The organism is Streptomyces sp. NPDC102270 (genome assembly GCF_044766405.1).
Taxonomy (GTDB): Bacteria; Actinomycetota; Actinomycetes; order Streptomycetales; family Streptomycetaceae; genus Streptomyces.
The window spans coordinates 43,877-60,120 of the sequence record NZ_JBIWLX010000023.1; the positions used below are offsets into that span (position 1 = coordinate 43,877).

Below are 16,244 nucleotides of genomic sequence, written 5' to 3' on the forward strand. Positions count from 1 at the left end.
CGGGTGCGGATGTGATGCGAGCTGGGCGCGACCTGTCCGCGTTGGCGAACCAGATGTCGGCCGTGGGCCGGACCGTCGAAGCCGTCGACGCCCAACAAGCCGCCGACAGCATCCGCCAAACCACCTGACCTCGCCGTTCCGGTCGAGGCTGGCGGGTGGCTGAGACGGCTGCCCGCCCACGACACAGAAGACCCCGGATCAACTGCCGGACGTGTGCGATAGCGCTGATCCGCAAGAAGCAGTCGACTATGCGGACGAGGAGTGCACGGAGGTGTTGGGCTACCTGATGGACGACTGGCGGAACTGAGAGAACGCCTACCAGGGAGCGCGCGGTACCCAAGGAGACACTGCGAGTTGTACGGCGGCCAGGCTAAGGGCCCACCCATGGCACTGGTACCGCGCATGTACGTCGCCCGTGTTTCGGCCCTGGCAGTGCCCTTGACGGCCGCAGAACAGGATCAGGTCCACCACGCAGCAGAAGCCGCCGGTCAAAGAGCTGAGGACTTCATGCATGACGCGATCATGGCCGCCGCCAGCGGTCCGCTCATTGCGACGCTGGACCAGGTCGCCGGCACCATCACCGAGCCAAACCCCACTGACCGGATTCGGCATGACTACGCAAACTGAGGCAGCGAAAATCGCCTCGGTGCTGGCGTCGCCTGGCGACGTCCGCGCCCGTCTCGCCTCACCGGGCTGCCGTCAGGAGCGGGGCGAGTTGGGCGGCTAGGTCCTAGTGCCTCTCCTTTTGGAGCGTCGTGCAATGTGGCTTCATCAAGTGGTGATCGCACGGCGGAGCCATGCCATCCAGCGTCCCGTCCACCGCCAGAGTCCTGGCTGGTGACTGTTGCCTCAGCATCTGCCAGCTCCACCCCACCGCCGACTGCTTTCGGCAGCCGGAGGCAGGAGCGTCCCCCACAGTGGAGCCGGGAAGCGCGCTGGCAGGCGCTCGATGTCCTGCTGAGAGCCCGCAAGGGGGTGACACTCGGGAGTGGATTTCCTTGATCCACTCCCCGTTCACTCCCCGGAGGCCCCCAGAAACGAGTCAGGGTCAGTCTTCCGTGAAGGAAGACTGACCCTGACCTGGTACTTCGGCTGTCGGGGTGGCGGGATTTGAACCCACGACCTCTTCGTCCCGAACGAAGCGCGCTGCCAAGCTGCGCTACACCCCGATCGTCGCTGCTCGTCGCGGCGACGTCGTTTACTTTAGCCCACCGGTGGCTGGAGACGAAATCCGGTTTTGCCGCGGTGGCGGGTGGGGTTCGGGCGGGCGTGGTCCAGGGCTACCAGGAGGATCGCGAGGGCGTAGAAGGAGAGGCCGAGGAGGAGGGCGTTGCCGAGGACGTTCTTGTAGCCGTGCAGGTCCACGTCCAAGAAGGGGTAGAGGTAGCGGCCGCCCGTGCCCGGAGGGATCAGTTCGCCTCGGGTGAAGGAGAACAGCAGGTACCCCAGGGGGTACAGCAGCCATGTCGCTGCCTGGCGCAGGTGCAGGCGGCGACCCGGCGTCAGCAGGAGCCAGTCCGCCAGCGCCGCCGCGGGGATCGCCGTGTTCAGGAGGTGGGCGGTCACCGCGTGCCAGCCCGTCGGGTTCGCCGCCCCGCCTGTCAGGGAGAAGGGGCTTGCCGCGTTCGCCAGCAGCAGGTGGTGCACCAGGCCGGTGATCGTGACGTAGAGGAGGGCCGCGCCCGTCAGCGCGGACGGCAGGGGGCGGCGGGCGCTCCACGCCCTGCGGGCCGACAGCAGGAGCACCACCGCCAGCAGGATCGTGCTCTGGATCGAGAAATAGCTCAGGGTGCGGACCGTGCTGCTCAGGACCAGTTCGACGGTCACGGCCCCCGCGGCCACCAGGGCCACCAGCACGCGGAAGGCGGCGGCCACGGGATGGCGTACGGGAGCCACCACCGCCGTGGCGGGGACAGGCGAGGGCAGGAATGCGGGCATGCCCGGAAGGGCGGGGAGGTCCGGGATGTCCCGCGGTATAGGCGTGGTCATGCCCTCACGCTAGGCAGGCATGACAAAAGGGGCGATACGGGCGGGCCGTGCGGGTTAATGCCACACTCCCCGGATACCTTCCCGTACGACTACTCCCGGCCCACCAGCGTCAGCAACGTCACCTCCGGCGGGCACGCGAACCGCACCGGCGTGTAGCGGTTCGTGCCGCAGCCCGCCGACACGTGCAGGTACGACCTGTGGCCCTCCGCCTCGTGCGTGGACAGACCCTTCACACGGTCCGTGTCCAGATCGCAGTTGGTGACGAAGGCGCCGTAGAAGGGGAGGCAGAGCTGGCCGCCGTGGGTGTGGCCGGCGAGGATCAGCGGATAGGCGTCGGCGGTGAAGGCGTCCAGGACGCGGAGATACGGGGCGTGCACCACGCCCATCGAGAAGTCGGCCGCGCCCGACGGGCCGCCGGCCACCTCGGCGTAACGGTCCCGCTTGATGTGCGGGTCGTCCAGGCCGGTCAGCTCCACCGACACGCCCTCGATCTTCAGCATGCCCCGCGTGTTCGTGAGGTTCTGCCAGCCTGCCGCGTCGAAGCCGTCCCGCAGGTTCTCCCACGGGTTGTGGATGACGCCTACGGCGGGCGCGTTGCCGTTCAGGCCGTGGCGGCCCTGGGCCTTTTCGTACAGGTAGCGGGCGGGGTTACGGAACTTGGGGCCGTAGTAGTCGTTGGAGCCGAAGACGTACGCGCCCGGGAACTCCATCAGCGGGCCCAGCGCGTCCAGGACCTCCGGCACGCCCTCCGGGTCCGACAGGTTGTCGCCCGTGTTGATCACGAAGTCGGGGCGCAGACCCGCGAGCGAGCGCAGCCATCGCTGCTTCTTGCGCTGGCCGCCGACCATGTGGATGTCGGAGATCTGGAGCACCCGCAGTGGGCGCATGCCGGACGGCAGGACGGGGACCGTCACTCGCCGCAGCCGGAAGGAACGGGCTTCGAACCCCGCCGAGTAGACGAGGCCGGCGGCGCCAACCGCCGCGATTCCCAAGGGGACTCCGTATCGCGCGCGCATGTCTCCATCGTGTCAGATCACGAGGACATCCTTGACCGGCCGTCCAGCGTCCCGTAATGCCGGGGCCCACCGTGCCGTAATGCGGACGCCTGCCGTGCCGTAGCCCCGGGGGCCCACCGCCCGTAATGCCGGCGTCCGCAGTCCCGCAAGGCCGGCCACCCACCAGCCCACAACGCGAGGCACCCCCCACACCCACCCCGCAAGTCCGGCCACCCCACCCCCGCCCAAAAATCCGACCGCCCCCTCCCCCCGCACCTGCGACAATCAAACCCATGACCACGCTCAAGTCGAAGCTGCAGGAAGACCTCAACGCCGCGATCAAGGGGCGTGACGAGCTGCGCTCCTCGACGCTCCGGATGACGCTCGCCGCGATCACCAATGAGGAGGTCGCGGGCAAGGAGAAGCGCGAGCTGTCCGACGCCGAGGTCCTGAAGGTGATCGCCAAGGAGGCGAAGAAGCGTCGCGAGGCCGCGGACGCCTTCGCCCAGGGTGGTCGTGCCGAGTCCGCCGAGCGGGAGAAGGCGGAGGGCGGGGTTCTCGCCGAGTACCTGCCCAAGCAGCTCAGCGACGAGGAGCTGAACGACATCGTCGCCCAGGCCGTCGAGGAGGCGAAGGCGGCCGGGGCCGAGGGGCCGCGGGCCATGGGCGCCGTCATGAAGATCGTGAACCCGAAGGTCGCGGGCCTCGCCGAGGGCGGCCGGGTCGCCGCCGCGGTGAAGAAGCTCCTGGCCGGCTGAGCACACCTCCGCCCCGCCAGTCGTACGAGAGCCCGGTCCCGCATGATCAGCGGGACCGGGCTCTCATCTGTGGGTACGCCTGCGGGCGTCAGCCGCGCCCGCCCCCGTTGCCGCCGCCCCCGTTGCTGTTTCCGTTGGTCGTGCCCTGGATGAAGTTCCCCGGGATCGAGAAGGTCGGCGTCGGGAACGTGGTGTTGCCGTCGTTCCCACCGCCCCCGTTGCCGCCGTTGTCGTTCCCGCGGTTGTCACCGTTGTTCCCGTTGTCGCCCTTGCCGGGTTCTTCCTTCTTCGGCATGTCCGGGATGTAGACGGTCTTGAACTGCGGGGCGTCCTTGCCCTCCAGCGCGCCGCTCATCATGTCGCGCCAGATCGGGCCGGGGACCCTGCCACCGAACACCTTTTCGTAACCGACGCCGCCGATGGTGATGTTCTGCATCTTGCGCTTGTGCGCCGGGTCGCCGACCCAGACCGCGCCGGCCATGTTCGGCGTGTAGCCCACGAACCAGGCCGCGTAGCGCTCGTCGGTCGTACCCGTCTTGCCCGCGCTGTCACGGCTGGGGCCGAGGCCCGCCTCGGAGCCCGTGCCGTCCTCGACGACGCCCTTGAGGAGCGTGTTGATGGTGTCCGCGGTGTTCTCCGACATCGCCCGCGAGCAGGTCGCCTTCGGGACCTGGAGGGACTTCGACTTCTCGCCGACCCGCTGGGTGATCGACTCGATGGCGACCGGGGTGCAGTACATCCCGCGCGCGGCGAAGGTCGCGTACGCGTTCGCCATGGTCAGCGGGGACATCTCCTGGGTGCCCAGGGCGATCGACGGGGCCTGCTGGATCTTGCGGCCGTCGGCGCGCTGGACGCCCATCTTGGCGGCCATCTCCGTCACCGGGCAGATGCCGATGTCGCTGATCAACGACACGTAGTAGGTGTTGACCGACTTCGCGGTCGCGGTCTTCATGTCGTACGGGCCGGCCTCGGACTCGTTCTCGTTGGAGACCGGGACGCCCTTCTCGTTCCAGACCTTGCCGTTGCACTCCTGGACCGGGGCCGGGTAGTCCATCTTGTACGGCGAGGGATAGATCTGCGTCGCCGGCGTGCCGCCCTCTATGGCGGCCGCGGCCACGATCGGCTTGAACGTCGAACCGGGCTGGTAGCCGGCCCCGCCGCCCATGGACGCGTTGACCGAGAGGTTGAGCGTCGTCTCGTTCTTCTTGGTGTTGATGCCGTACGGCCGCGACTGGCCCATCGCCAGGATCTTGCCGGTGCCTGGCTGGACGATGGTGGCCGCGGTGGCCACGTCGTCGTCCTGGTAGACGTGCTCCTTGATGGACTTCTGCGCCGACCGCTGGGCCTGCGGGTCCATGGTGGTACGGATCGTCAGGCCGCCCTGGTTCCAGACCTTGGCCCGGGCCTCCTGGGTCTTGCCGAAGACCGGGTCGGTCAGGAAGACCTCACGGACGTAGTCGCAGAAGAAGCCGGCGCCCTTGACCGCAGTGATGCAGCCGTTCTTCGGCTTGCTGACCTTGAGGCCCAGCGGCTGCTCCTTGGCCTTGTCGGCCTCCGCCTGGGAGACGTCGCCGACCTCGGCCATGCGCTGGAGCACGGTGTTGCGCCGCTTTGTCGCCTCGGCCTCGTCGTTGACAGGGTCGTAGCGGCTCGGGGACTGGACGATGCCCGCGAGCAGCGCCGACTGCTCGAGGTCGAGGTCCTTGGCGTGCTTGGAGAAGTATCGCTGGGAGGCCGCCTCGACGCCGTAGGCCTGCTGGCCGAAGAAGGTGATGTTGAGGTAGTTCTCGAGGATCTCCTTCTTGCTCAGTTGCTCTTCGAGCTGGATCGCGTACTTCAGCTCGCGGATCTTGCGGCCGAGGGTCTGCTGGGTGGCCTCGGCGACCTTCGTCGGGTCGTCACCGGCCTCCTCCACCGCGACGTTCTTCACGACCTGCTGCGTCAGCGTGGAGGCGCCCTGGGCGACGCCACCGCTCTGGGCGTTCTTGTTGAGCGCGCGCAGGACGCCCTTCAGGTCGACCGCGCCGTGCTGGTAGAAGCGCGAGTCCTCGATCGCGACGATCGCCTTCTGCATGTACGGCGAGATGTTCTTGAGGTCGACCACCGTACGGTCGCGCGAGTACACCGTGGCGATGGTGCCGCCCTCGCTGTCGAGGATCGCGGTGCGCTGGCTCAGCGGCGGGGTCTTCAGATTGGTCGGGAGTTCGTCGAAACTCTCCACCGACCCCTTGGCCGCGAGCCCCAGCGCGCCGGCCGCGGGCAGCGCGATGCCGGCCATCACCGCTCCCGCGAGAACACTGACACCGAGGAACTTGGCGGCCTGCTGCGTGGGCGACAGACCGCCACCCGAGCGCTTCTTCGACATAGGGGGCAGCCTAATCCGTACTCATGAGCGTTCAGAGGGAGCCCGTGTCACGGCATGGCGACGGAAGCGCGACGGAAGCGGGTACGACCGCGCCGGAGCGGGCATGGCGACAGGAGCGCCCTACCTTCTCATTCGCCGGACACGCGCACAGGCGTTGGCCTAAGCTGCTCTCAACTGTCACAGCAGTAGGGCCACGTATCAATACGTCCGGCGACCCCGAATCGTTCCGGATGTTCCCCGACTTTTTTGCTGGGGACGTGTCCGAATCCGCCTCGTGTGTCATCAGGTGCCCGTTGTGACGCAAGACAAGTGTCCTGGTTTGCCGGGATAGTCATGTATGTCGCGGGCTCACTCCCCCGGGTGATCTGCCGCTTACGCATAGTCCGTTCGGGCCATTCAAGATTGGGCCCGAAGGGGGTGTTGCGCTGTGCCTGCCTTCCGTAACGTCCTCAACTGGCGGCGGTGAATATGCCGCTGCCGCCGTGGGGGAGCCTCGATTCGGGAGAGGACGGCGCCGGTATGGGCTGGGTAGTCGACTGGAGTGCGCAGGCGGCCTGCCGCACTACCGATCCGGATGAACTGTTCGTTCAAGGAGCAGCGCAGAACCGGGCGAAGGCGGTGTGCACCGGATGTCCGGTGCGTACGGAGTGCCTCGCCGATGCGCTGGACAACCGCGTCGAGTTCGGCGTGTGGGGAGGCATGACGGAGCGCGAGCGCCGCGCACTGCTGCGCCGGCGGCCGACCGTCACTTCGTGGCGCAGGCTGCTGGAGACCGCGCGCACGGAGTACGAGAGGGGCGTCGGCATCCTGCCCCTCGAGGACGACGAGCTCTACGAGAACTACGCGGCGGTGAGCTGAGGAGGACACTCCCGGCGCCGAGGAGGACATCCCTCGGGGCGCCGAGGGGGGCGCCTCTCGGGTCAGTCCACGGCAGCCTCGGGCAGCTCCGGCCGCCCGGCCGCGAGCCGGTTTCCGATGTCCCGCAGCCCCGCGAGGTCGTGGACATCGCCGGGCAGCGCGGCCACTTCGGCCACCGCCACCTCGGGGTGGAGCGCGGTGAAGCGGTCACGCGTGCGCTGCTCGCGGGAGAGCAGCTGCATACGGTCGGCATGCAGCCTCAGCAGGCCTGCGGTGAGCCTCTCCGTGCGCTCCGGGCTCGGGTTCTTCGGGTCGGCGGGGGAGCCTGCGTCAGGAGCCGGTGCCTCGGAAGCGGGAGATTCTGAACTGCCGTACGTGTCGGGAGAGTTACGAAGTCCAGCTTTCCCGTCCTCCTGATCGACAATGCGGGGCTCTTCAAGATTTTCCACGGCCTCGGGATGTGCCACCGATTCGGGACTCTCGGCGGCTTCGAGGTTTTCCGCGGCGGCGAGCGCCCGCTCGGCCGAGAGCCGGTCGGCGCCGCTGCCGTGGACCCGGTTGAGCACCAGACCGGCGAGCGGCATGCGCTCCGCGGCCAGCCGCTCCACGAAGTACGCGGCCTCGCGCAGCGCGTCCCGCTCCGGGGCCGCGACCACCAGGAACGCCGTTCCGGGCGCCTGGAGCAGCTTGTACGTCGCGTCCGCGCGCGTGCGGAACCCGCCGAAGGTCGTGTCCATCGCGGCCACGAACGTCTGGACGTCCTTGAGCAGTTGACCGCCCAGCAGTTTGCCGAGGGTGCCGGTCATCATCGACATCCCGACGTTGAGGAACTTCATCCCCGCCCGTCCGCCGAGCTTGGCCGGGGCGGTGAGCAGCCGGATGAGCCGTCCGTCGAGGAAGGAGCCGAGCCGCTTCGGCGCGTCCAGGAAGTCCAGGGCGGAACGGGAGGGGGGTGTGTCGACGACGATCAGGTCCCACTCGTCCCGGGCCCGCAGCTGCCCGAGCTTCTCCATCGCCATGTACTCCTGCGTGCCCGCGAAGCCCGCCGAGAGCGACTGGTAGAAGGGGTTGTTCAAAATGGTGGCCGCCCGCTCGGCGTCCGCGTGCGCCTCGACGATCTCGTCGAAGGTGCGCTTCATGTCGAGCATCATCGCGTGCAGTTCGCCGCTCGCGGAGTCGTCGAGGCCCTTCACCCGGCGTGGCACGTTGTCCAGCGAGTCGATGCCCATCGACTGGGCGAGCCGGCGGGCCGGATCGATGGTGAGGACGACGACCTTGCGGCCCCGCTCGGCGGCGCGCAGACCGAGGGCCGCCGCGGTCGTGGTCTTGCCGACGCCGCCCGAGCCGCAGCACACCACGATCCGGGTCTTCGGATCGTCGATCAGGGGGTCGAGGCCGAGCACGGGCGCGGGGGAGAGGCGGTGGCGGCGGTCGGGGGGCGGATTCTGGGACGTTCGGTCGTACCGGTCGGCGTCCGGGCTCATGACATCCCCTGCTTCCGCAGCTCGGTGGCCAGTTCGTACAGACCCGCCAGGTCCATGCCCTCGGTCAGCAAGGGCAGTTCGTGCAGCGGCAGCCCCAGTTCGCCGAGAACCGAGCGCTGTTCGTGCTCCAGGTCGTACCGCTCGGCGTACTCCTCGGCCTGCTGGATCAGCGGGTCGACCAGTTTCTCCGCGTTGCCCCCGCGGCGGGCGCCGCCGAGTCCGGCCGAGGACAGCGCCTTCGCCACGGCCGAACGCCGTACCGTCCGTACGAGTTCCAGGTCGTCCCCGTCCAACACCTCCGGGCGCACCATGTTCACGATGATCCGGCCCACGGGGAGCCGGGCGGCCCGTAGTTCGGCGATGCCGTCCGCGGTCTCCTGGACGGGCATCTCCTCCAGGAGGGTCACCAGGTGGACGGCCGTCTCCTTGGACTTCAGCACCCGCATCACGGCCTGCGCCTGATTGTGTATCGGACCGATCTTGGCGAGTCCCGCGACCTCGTCGTTGACGTTCAGGAAGCGGGTGATACGGCCCGTGGGGGGCGCGTCCATCACGACGTAGTCGTAGGCGAACCGGCCGGACTTGTCCTTACGGCGGACCGCCTCGCACGCCTTGCCCGTCAGCAGGACGTCTCTGAGGCCGGGCGCGATGGTGGTCGCGAAGTCGATCGCGCCGAGTTTCTTCAGGGCGCGTCCCGCTCCGCCGAGTTTGTAGAACATCTGGAGGTAGTCCAGAAGGGCCAGTTCGGGGTCGATGGCCAGTGCGTACACCTCCCCGCCCCCTGGAGCGACGGCGATCTTCCGCTCCTCATAGGGCAGCGCCTCCGTTTCGAAGAGCTGCGCGATTCCCTGGCGACCCTCCACCTCGACGAGAAGCGTCCGCTTCCCCTCGGTGGCGAGGGCCAGCGCGAGGGCTGCGGCGACCGTGGTCTTGCCGGTCCCGCCCTTGCCGCTGACGACCTGGAGCCTGCTCACGTATTCGAGCGTAACCAGTCGGCGGCGAACCTAAGCAGGAGGCTGTGGATAACGCGGGTGCCGACTGTGGGGAACAGCGGCTGAAACCCGGGGGTGAGCAGCGGCTAAAGTCGGCCGCATGACCAAGAAGTGGGAATACGCGACCGTGCCGCTGCTCGTCCACGCCACGAAGCAGATTCTGGACACCTGGGGCGAGGACGGGTGGGAGCTCGTGCAGGTCGTGCCCGGGCCGAACAACCCCGAGCAGCTGGTGGCGTACCTGAAGCGGGAGAAGACGGCGTGAGCGGGGACGGAGGCGGGGGCGGGGCGGTCGAGGCGCGGCTCGCCGAGCTGGGGCTGACGCTGCCTGCGGTGGTGCCGCCGCTGGCCGCGTACCAGCCGGCCGTGCAGTCCGGGGTGTACGTGTACACCTCGGGTCAGCTGCCCATGGTCGACGGCAAGCTTCCGGTCACCGGGAAGGTGGGCGCGGAGGTCACGGCCGAGGAGGCGAAGGCGCTGGCCCGTACGTGTGCGCTGAACGCGCTGGCGGCGGTGAAGTCCGTGGCCGGTGATCTGGACCGGATCGCGCGTGTGGTGAAGGTCGTGGGGTTCGTGGCGTCCGCGGCGGACTTCACGGGGCAGCCGGGTGTGATCAACGGCGCGAGCGAGTTGCTGGGCGAGGTGCTCGGCGAGGCGGGTGTGCACGCGCGCAGTGCGGTGGGGGTGGCTGTGCTGCCGCTGGATGCGCCGGTTGAGGTCGAGGTGCAGGTGGAGCTGGCCGGGGGGTGAACTGGTGCGGGTTCGGGTTCGGGGCCGGGTGCGGGTTCGGTGGGGGCGGGCGTTGTGCGCAGTTCCCCGCGCCCCTGAATGCCTGCGGCGGCCTGTTCCGGTCCGGTGGGGGCGGGTGTAGCGCCTGGGGTTCGGTGGGTGGGTCGGTGCCGGGGTGGGGCAACCCCCTAGGGGCGCGGGGAACTGCGCGACCAGCCCCCGCGGGCCCGCACCCGCCCGACAACCTGACCCGGCACCCCCGATTGGCGCCCCGTCCAAGCCCAGCGCAGCGGCACCGCGGGGAACTGCGCGACCAGCCCCCCCGGGCCCGCAGCCGCCCGGCAACCTGACCCGGCACCCCGATTGGCGCCCGTCCAAGCTCAGCGCAGCGGCACCGCGGGGAACTGCGCGACCAGCCCCCACGGGCCCGCAGCCGCCCGGCAACCTCACCCGGCGCCCCCTCTCAGGCGCCCCGTCCAAGCCCAGCGCAGCGGCACCGCGGGGAACTGCGCGACCAGCCCCCCCGGCCCGCACCCGCCCCACAACCTGACCCGGCACCCCCTGAGCGCCCCGTCGCTGTTCGGGGTGGCTCTCGAACATCCGGCCGTCAGGAGTTAGCCTCCGGCCATGGCAAACGGGCAGTGGTACCCAGCGGAATGGCCGGACCGTATCCGCGCGCTCGCGGACGGGTCGCTTCGGCCGGCCGTGCCCAGGCGGGCCGCCACCGTGATGCTGCTGAAGGACACGGCGGCCGGAACCGGCGTGCACATGTTGCGCAGACGGGCCTCGATGGCTTTCGCGGGTGGCGCCTACGCCTACCCCGGCGGTGGCGTCGACCCCCGTGACGACGAGCACCAGATCCACTGGGCGGGCCCCACGCGCGCGTGGTGGGCGGCTCGGCTCGGGGTGGATGAGACGGCGGCTCAGGCGATCGTCTGCGCGGCCGTGCGGGAGACGTACGAGGAGGCGGGCGTCCTGCTCGCCGGGCCGACGGCCGAGTCGGTGGTCGGTGACACCACGGGCGCGGAGTGGGAGGCGGACCGGGCCGCTCTCGTGGCGCGGGATCTGTCCTTCGCGGAGTTCCTGGAGCGTCGGGGGCTCGTGCTGCGGTCGGATCTGCTCGGGGCCTGGACGCGCTGGATCACGCCCGAGTTCGAACCCCGTCGCTATGACACGTGGTTCTTCGTGGCGGCCCTCCCACACGGCCAGCGCACCCGCAACGCCTCCACCGAGGCCGACCGTACGGTGTGGATCCGGCCCCAGGACGCCGCGGACGGCTACGACAAGGGCGAGCTGCTGATGATGCCGCCCACCATCGCCACCCTGCGGCAGCTCACCGCGTACGGCAGCGCCGCCGCCGCGCTGGCCGCCGCGCCCGGCCGTGATCTGACCCCTGTGCTCGCGCAGGCCCGGCTGGTGGACGGCGAGATCGTGCTCTCCTGGCCGGGGCACGACGAGTTCACCAAACACATCCCGACCGGTGGAGCCTCCGCATGACCGACGCCGCAGCCCTCCCCGGCCAGCCACGGGGCGGGGTCCTCTCGGGCCCCGCCACCCCACGGGCCGTCAACGTCCTCGCGCCCAACGCCTCCGCGATGACCCTGGACGGGACCAACACCTGGATCCTCTCGGAGCCGGACTCCGAGCTGGCGGTCGTGGTCGACCCCGGGCCGCTCGACGAGGGGCATCTGCGTGCCGTCGTCGACACCGCCGAGGCCGCCGGCAAGCGAGTCGCGCTCACACTGCTCACCCACGGCCACCCCGACCACGCCGAAGGCGCCGTCCGTTTCGCCGCGCTGACCGGCACCAAGGTGCGGGCCCTCGACCCCGCGCTGCGGCTGGGGGAGGAAGGGCTCGGCGCGGGGGAGGTGCTGCGTGTCGGCGGGCTGGAGCTCGTGGTCGTGCCCACTCCCGGGCACACCGCGGACTCGCTGTGCTTCCATCTCCCGGCCGATCAGGCCGTCGTGACCGGTGACACCATCCTCGGGCGCGGTACGACCGTCGTGGCCCATCCCGACGGCCGCCTGGGCGACTATCTCGACTCCCTGCGGCGGCTGAGGTCCCTGACGGTCGACGACGGCGTCCACACCGTCCTGCCGGGCCATGGGCCCGTCCTGGAGGACGCCCAGGGTGCCGTGGAGTTCTATCTCGCCCACCGGGCCCACCGGCTCGCCCAGGTCGAGACGGCCGTGGAGGACGGATACCGGACGCCCGATGCCGTCGTAGAACACGTGTACGCGGATGTCGACCGGTCGCTCTGGCCGGCCGCCGAGCTGTCGGTGCGGGCCCAGCTGGAGTATCTGGAGGAGCACGGGCTCATCTAGGGGCCTTCGTGCCGTGCACGCGCGTGTACTCGGCTGCCAGCCAGGGGCCCAGGTCGTCGACGTACGCGCGCAGTACGGCCGTGTCGGCGGTCGGGGCGTGGCCCAGGGCGGCCGCCGTTCTCAGCCGGTCGGCGCGGTCCGGGTAGTACGCGGCGAAGACCTCCGCCATCTCTCGCAGATCGCTCGTCCAGCCGTTCCAGCGGGGCATGACCAGGGTGAACGCGGTGCGGACCAGGTGGCGCGACATGAAGCGGACGAGACGGGTCCGGGTCTCGTCCGAGTCCGCCGCCTCGATCCGTTCGCGCCAGCGGGGGAGCAGGCGGGCGAGGTCGCCGTTCGTCTCGCGGGCCAGGAGGGAGTCGGGGCGGTAGCGGGGCAGGTACTCCGCCAGGTCGTCACCGAGCAGCGGGGTGCACAGACAGGCCACGAACCAGCCCAGGTCATGGCGTTCCACGTCGCTCAGCAGGAGATCCCGGCTGTAGAGCAGCGTTCCGACGCCGTCGATCTGCGGGAACTCCTTGTCGAGCGCCTCCCCGAGCTCTCGTACGCCCTCCCGGTCCGCGTCGGTCGGCTCGTCCCGCAGGGCGAGCAGGAGGTCGAGGTCGCTGCGGCCCACGCGCGCGGTGCCGCGCGGGACCGAGCCGTAGAGGTACGCGCTGTGCAGCCTCGGCCCGAACAGGTCCAGCACCCGGTCACGCGCGGCGGCGACGACCGGGCGGAAGGGCTGCGGGATCCGTCCGAGGGAGCCCTCGCGCTCGATGTAGCCCTGGGCGTCGAGTCCCTTGGGGGCGATGGGGGGAAGTGTTTCGGCGGCCATGCGATCACTGTGCCGGGGGCCGGGCCCGGGGACAGCTCATTTACGGCCCTGGGCGGCCCGTGTGGGGCCGAACGTGGCCGAAGCCCGGCCGGGGGTCGGAGAGGGTCGGTGGGGTCTCGTCCACGGCGCTGTCGTCCGTCGCCTGCGGGCCGGCGGCTTGTCGGGGAACGAGAAGGGCCCTGCCGTGCGGCAGGGCCCTTCGATGTCGTACGACGATCCGTGCTCAGCGCGAGCGCTTGGCGAGCCTCTCGACGTCCAGGAGGATCACCGCGCGGGCCTCCAGGCGCAGCCAGCCGCGCTGGGCGAAGTCCGCGAGGGCCTTGTTGACCGTCTCGCGGGAGGCGCCGACCAGCTGGGCCAGCTCCTCCTGCGTGAGGTCGTGGACGACGTGGATGCCCTCTTCGGACTGCACGCCGAAGCGGCGGGAGAGGTCGAGCAGCGCGCGGGCCACACGGCCCGGCACGTCCGAGAAGACCAGGTCGGACATCTGGTCGTTGGTCCTGCGCAGACGCCGCGCGATGGCGCGCAGGAGCGCGGAGGCCACCTCGGGCCGCGCGCTCAGCCAGGGCTGGAGGTCACCGTGGCCGAGGCCGAGCAGCTTGACCTCGGTCAGCGCGGTGGCGGTCGCCGTGCGCGGGCCCGGGTCGAAGAGCGACAGCTCGCCGATGAGTTCGCCGGGGCCGAGAACGGCCAGCATGTTCTCGCGGCCGTCGGGCGAGGTGCGGTGGAGCTTCACCTTGCCCTCGGTGACCGCGTAGAGCCGGTCGCCCGGGTCGCCCTCGTGGAACAGGGAGTCACCACGCGCGAGCGTCACCTCACTCATGGAGGCGCGCAGTTCCGCGGACTGCTCGTCGTCGAGTGCCGCGAAGAGCGGGTTGCGCCGCAGAACGTCGTCCACGAGTTCTCTCCTTGTCGACCTGCTCAGGGGATCTTGTTCCCCCTTGGTACCAGGGGAACCCGGTGCCCATTTTGCCGGACGGTCCAAACAGTGTGATCTGTCACAAGGATGCCGCACACATGTCCCGGGGTAAGCGGCAGGGGTCCAATTGGGGGCCGGTCTTCGAGGTCCGGCGCGTATGTCAGTGCCGGGCTCTAGGCTGGCCGGGTGTCCAAAACGCCGGTGAGAGCACAGGCCGAGGGGGCTGGACGGGTGGTTGCCCGTCGAGATTCCGCTGTGGGCGAACAGGGCGCCGGGGGTGGAAAGAAAACGGCAAAAGCGGCAGGGAAGGCTCCGGTGGAGAAGAGGGCTTCGGCGAAGGAAAGCGCGAACACGGCGTTGAAGAAGGCGGCTCCCGTGCGGAAGGCCGCCGCCGTGAAGAAGGCGGCCGTCGCTCCCAAGAAGGCGGCGGCCACGGTGAAGAAGGCCTCGGCCACGAAGTCGGTCGGCACGAAGTCGGTCGGCACGAAGGCGGTTGCCGCCAAGACGGTTGCCACGAAGCCTCCGAGGAACGAGTCGCACACCGCCCTCGTGCGCCGCGCCCGGCGCATCAACCGCGAGCTCGCGGAGGTGTTCCCGTACGCGCACCCCGAGTTGGACTTCGAGAACCCCTTCCAGCTGATCGTGGCGACGGTCCTGTCCGCGCAGACCACCGACCTGAGGGTCAATCAGACGACCCCCGCGCTGTTCGCCAAGTACCCGACCCCCGAGGACCTGGCCGCGGCCAACCCCGAGGAGGTCGAGGAGATCCTGCGGCCGACCGGGTTCTTCCGGGCCAAGACCAAGTCGGTGATAGGGCTGTCCAAGGCCCTGGTGGAGAACTTCGGTGGCGAGGTTCCGGGGCGGCTCGAGGATCTCGTCACGCTGCCCGGTGTGGGTCGCAAGACCGCCTTCGTCGTCCTCGGCAACGCTTTCGGACGGCCCGGCATCACCGTCGACACGCACTTCATGCGGCTGGTCAGGCGCTGGCAGTGGACCGACGAGACCGACCCCGACAAGATCGAGGCCGCCGTGTCCGCGCTGTTCCCGAAGAGCGACTGGACGGACCTGTCGCATCACGTCATCTGGCACGGCCGCCGCATCTGCCACGCCCGCAAGCCCGCGTGTGGCGTCTGCCCCATCGCCCCGCTCTGCCCGGCCTACGGCGAGGGCGAGACGGACCCGGAGAAGGCGCAGAAGCTCCTGAAGTACGAGAAGGGCGGCTTCCCGGGGCAGCGGCTGAATCCCCCGCAGGCCTACCTGGACGCGGGCGGAAAGGCCGCACCGCCGCTGGGGGCCACCGGGTGAGGATGCGGACGGCATGCCCGGGAGCACCGGTACGGGTCGACGGGCCGCACCGGCTCACCGGGAACGCCCGCGCGCTACGTCCGTCCGAGCCGCGCGGAGCACGGGTACGGGTACGGGTCGGTAGGGCTGGCCGGCGGGGCGTGGAGGCCGGTCCTACGGGGTGGCGCCGTACGGGTGGGTGCTGCTGTAGTGCGGCGGGAGTGCCGCGCTGGGCCGAAGCCTCGGGTTGGGCGGGAGCGCCCGGCCGGGTGGCAGAGCTGGATTGGTCCGGGGCACCTGCCTGGGAAGTAGCGCCGGGCCGGGCGGTAGTGCTGGGTTGGGCAGGGCCGCTGGACTGGGCTGAGGTGTCCGGTCGGGTGGGAGTACCTGCCGGGGAAGTGGCCCCGATCCGGGCGGCAGCGCCGGGGCGGGTGGGGGCGCCTGTCGGGGCAGTAGGAGCGTCGGGCCGAGCGGTAGTGCCGGAGCGGACAAGGGTGCTGGGCTGGGCTGAGGTGTCCCGTCGGGCGGGCGTGCCGGGCCGTGCAGTAGCTCCGGCCCGGTCGGAACAACCGGACCGGGCCGGAGTGCCGGACCAGACCGGAATTCCAGGCCGAACCGGAGCGCGAAGCCGGACCGGAGTTCCAGGCCGAACCGGAGTCCGAAGCCGAACCGGGGTACCGGGCCAGACCGGAGCCCCAGGCCGAACCGCAGCTCCAGGCCGAACCGGAGC

15 protein-coding genes and 1 tRNA gene are annotated in these 16,244 nt (G+C 70.1%); 8 read left to right on the forward strand and 8 right to left on the reverse strand.

The genetic code is table 11. The features are described 5' to 3' along the window. The first annotated feature begins 384 nt into the window (after nucleotides 1–384). Nucleotides 385–627: a hypothetical protein gene (locus ACIRP7_RS38120; RefSeq protein ID WP_403669253.1), complete on the forward strand. Its 243-nt coding sequence runs from the start codon at nucleotides 385–387 to the stop codon at nucleotides 625–627. A 468-nt stretch (nucleotides 628–1,095) separates the two neighbouring features. On the opposite strand, the gene ACIRP7_RS38125 is transcribed toward ACIRP7_RS38120, so the two are convergent. The 3 genes from ACIRP7_RS38125 to ACIRP7_RS38135 form a co-directional block, all read right to left on the reverse strand. Next, nucleotides 1,096–1,169: transfer RNA gene (locus ACIRP7_RS38125), tRNA-Pro, on the reverse strand. A gap of 34 nt (nucleotides 1,170–1,203) precedes the next feature. Next, nucleotides 1,204–1,989, reverse strand: a complete 786-nt coding sequence (locus ACIRP7_RS38130; protein WP_403669255.1) for a Pr6Pr family membrane protein — start codon at nucleotides 1,987–1,989, stop codon at nucleotides 1,204–1,206. An 89-nt stretch (nucleotides 1,990–2,078) separates the two neighbouring features. After that, nucleotides 2,079–3,005, reverse strand: coding sequence for a metallophosphoesterase (locus tag ACIRP7_RS38135; RefSeq protein ID WP_403669258.1), 927 nt, complete (start codon nucleotides 3,003–3,005; stop codon nucleotides 2,079–2,081). Nucleotides 3,006–3,277: 272 nt separating this feature from the next. On the opposite strand from ACIRP7_RS38135, the gene ACIRP7_RS38140 reads away from it, so the two are divergent. Continuing rightward, nucleotides 3,278–3,742, forward strand: a complete 465-nt coding sequence (locus tag ACIRP7_RS38140) for a GatB/YqeY domain-containing protein (RefSeq protein WP_403669261.1) — start codon at nucleotides 3,278–3,280, stop codon at nucleotides 3,740–3,742. Nucleotides 3,743–3,830: 88 nt separating this feature from the next. Here the strand turns inward: ACIRP7_RS38140 and ACIRP7_RS38145 are convergent, their stop codons facing one another. After that, entirely contained in the window at nucleotides 3,831–6,107 is a 2,277-nt protein-coding gene (locus ACIRP7_RS38145) for a transglycosylase domain-containing protein (RefSeq protein WP_403669264.1), read from the reverse strand. A 519-nt stretch (nucleotides 6,108–6,626) separates the two neighbouring features. On the opposite strand from ACIRP7_RS38145, the gene wblA reads away from it, so the two are divergent. Beyond that, on the forward strand, nucleotides 6,627–6,965 hold the full coding sequence (wblA, locus tag ACIRP7_RS38150; RefSeq protein WP_031043210.1) for a transcriptional regulator WblA: 339 nt from the start codon (nucleotides 6,627–6,629) through the stop codon (nucleotides 6,963–6,965). A 62-nt stretch (nucleotides 6,966–7,027) separates the two neighbouring features. Here the strand turns inward: wblA and ACIRP7_RS38155 are convergent, their stop codons facing one another. Then, nucleotides 7,028–8,449: an ArsA family ATPase gene (locus ACIRP7_RS38155; RefSeq protein WP_403669267.1), complete on the reverse strand. Its 1,422-nt coding sequence runs from the start codon at nucleotides 8,447–8,449 to the stop codon at nucleotides 7,028–7,030. Continuing rightward, entirely contained in the window at nucleotides 8,446–9,423 is a 978-nt protein-coding gene (locus ACIRP7_RS38160) for an ArsA-related P-loop ATPase (RefSeq protein ID WP_352387787.1), read from the reverse strand. Before ACIRP7_RS38160 ends, ACIRP7_RS38155 begins: the two co-directional genes overlap by 4 nt. 118 nt (nucleotides 9,424–9,541) lie before the next feature. On the opposite strand from ACIRP7_RS38160, the gene ACIRP7_RS38165 reads away from it, so the two are divergent. From ACIRP7_RS38165 to ACIRP7_RS38180, 4 genes are all read left to right on the forward strand, one after another. After that, nucleotides 9,542–9,706 (forward strand): DUF4177 domain-containing protein, encoded by a 165-nt coding sequence (locus ACIRP7_RS38165; protein ID WP_086724107.1) that lies wholly within the window; start codon nucleotides 9,542–9,544, stop codon nucleotides 9,704–9,706. After that, nucleotides 9,703–10,191: a RidA family protein gene (locus tag ACIRP7_RS38170; protein WP_403669271.1), complete on the forward strand. Its 489-nt coding sequence runs from the start codon at nucleotides 9,703–9,705 to the stop codon at nucleotides 10,189–10,191. Before ACIRP7_RS38165 ends, ACIRP7_RS38170 begins: the two co-directional genes overlap by 4 nt. A gap of 606 nt (nucleotides 10,192–10,797) precedes the next feature. Then, on the forward strand, nucleotides 10,798–11,667 hold the full coding sequence (locus ACIRP7_RS38175) for an NUDIX hydrolase (protein ID WP_403669274.1): 870 nt from the start codon (nucleotides 10,798–10,800) through the stop codon (nucleotides 11,665–11,667). Continuing rightward, nucleotides 11,664–12,494, forward strand: a complete 831-nt coding sequence (locus ACIRP7_RS38180; RefSeq protein WP_403669277.1) for an MBL fold metallo-hydrolase — start codon at nucleotides 11,664–11,666, stop codon at nucleotides 12,492–12,494. Before ACIRP7_RS38175 ends, ACIRP7_RS38180 begins: the two co-directional genes overlap by 4 nt. On the opposite strand, the gene ACIRP7_RS38185 is transcribed toward ACIRP7_RS38180, so the two are convergent. Together ACIRP7_RS38185 and ACIRP7_RS38190 are read right to left on the reverse strand one after the other, a co-directional pair. After that, nucleotides 12,487–13,311, reverse strand: coding sequence for a nucleotidyltransferase domain-containing protein (locus ACIRP7_RS38185; RefSeq protein ID WP_403669280.1), 825 nt, complete (start codon nucleotides 13,309–13,311; stop codon nucleotides 12,487–12,489). The two genes, ACIRP7_RS38180 and ACIRP7_RS38185, sit on opposite strands and share 8 nt — an antisense overlap. A gap of 223 nt (nucleotides 13,312–13,534) precedes the next feature. Continuing rightward, nucleotides 13,535–14,209, reverse strand: a complete 675-nt coding sequence (locus ACIRP7_RS38190) for a Crp/Fnr family transcriptional regulator (RefSeq protein WP_007383667.1) — start codon at nucleotides 14,207–14,209, stop codon at nucleotides 13,535–13,537. A gap of 336 nt (nucleotides 14,210–14,545) precedes the next feature. On the opposite strand from ACIRP7_RS38190, the gene nth reads away from it, so the two are divergent. Continuing rightward, nucleotides 14,546–15,535, forward strand: coding sequence for an endonuclease III (gene nth / locus ACIRP7_RS38195; protein WP_403669283.1), 990 nt, complete (start codon nucleotides 14,546–14,548; stop codon nucleotides 15,533–15,535). Nucleotides 15,536–16,244: the final 709 nt, after the last annotated feature.

Coding starts and splice junctions, on each gene's coding strand:
- ACIRP7_RS38185 (WP_403669280.1), bottom strand. CDS start 13,311: ATGGCCGCCGAAACACTTCCCCCCATCGCCCCCAAGGGACTCGACGCC.
- ACIRP7_RS38145 (WP_403669264.1), bottom strand. CDS start 6,107: ATGTCGAAGAAGCGCTCGGGTGGCGGTCTGTCGCCCACGCAGCAGGCC.
- ACIRP7_RS38130 (WP_403669255.1), bottom strand. CDS start 1,989: ATGACCACGCCTATACCGCGGGACATCCCGGACCTCCCCGCCCTTCCG.
- wblA (WP_031043210.1), top strand. CDS start 6,627: ATGGGCTGGGTAGTCGACTGGAGTGCGCAGGCGGCCTGCCGCACTACC.
- ACIRP7_RS38135 (WP_403669258.1), bottom strand. CDS start 3,005: ATGCGCGCGCGATACGGAGTCCCCTTGGGAATCGCGGCGGTTGGCGCC.
- ACIRP7_RS38155 (WP_403669267.1), bottom strand. CDS start 8,449: ATGAGCCCGGACGCCGACCGGTACGACCGAACGTCCCAGAATCCGCCC.
- ACIRP7_RS38165 (WP_086724107.1), top strand. CDS start 9,542: ATGACCAAGAAGTGGGAATACGCGACCGTGCCGCTGCTCGTCCACGCC.
- ACIRP7_RS38140 (WP_403669261.1), top strand. CDS start 3,278: ATGACCACGCTCAAGTCGAAGCTGCAGGAAGACCTCAACGCCGCGATC.
- ACIRP7_RS38180 (WP_403669277.1), top strand. CDS start 11,664: ATGACCGACGCCGCAGCCCTCCCCGGCCAGCCACGGGGCGGGGTCCTC.
- ACIRP7_RS38120 (WP_403669253.1), top strand. CDS start 385: ATGGCACTGGTACCGCGCATGTACGTCGCCCGTGTTTCGGCCCTGGCA.
- ACIRP7_RS38175 (WP_403669274.1), top strand. CDS start 10,798: ATGGCAAACGGGCAGTGGTACCCAGCGGAATGGCCGGACCGTATCCGC.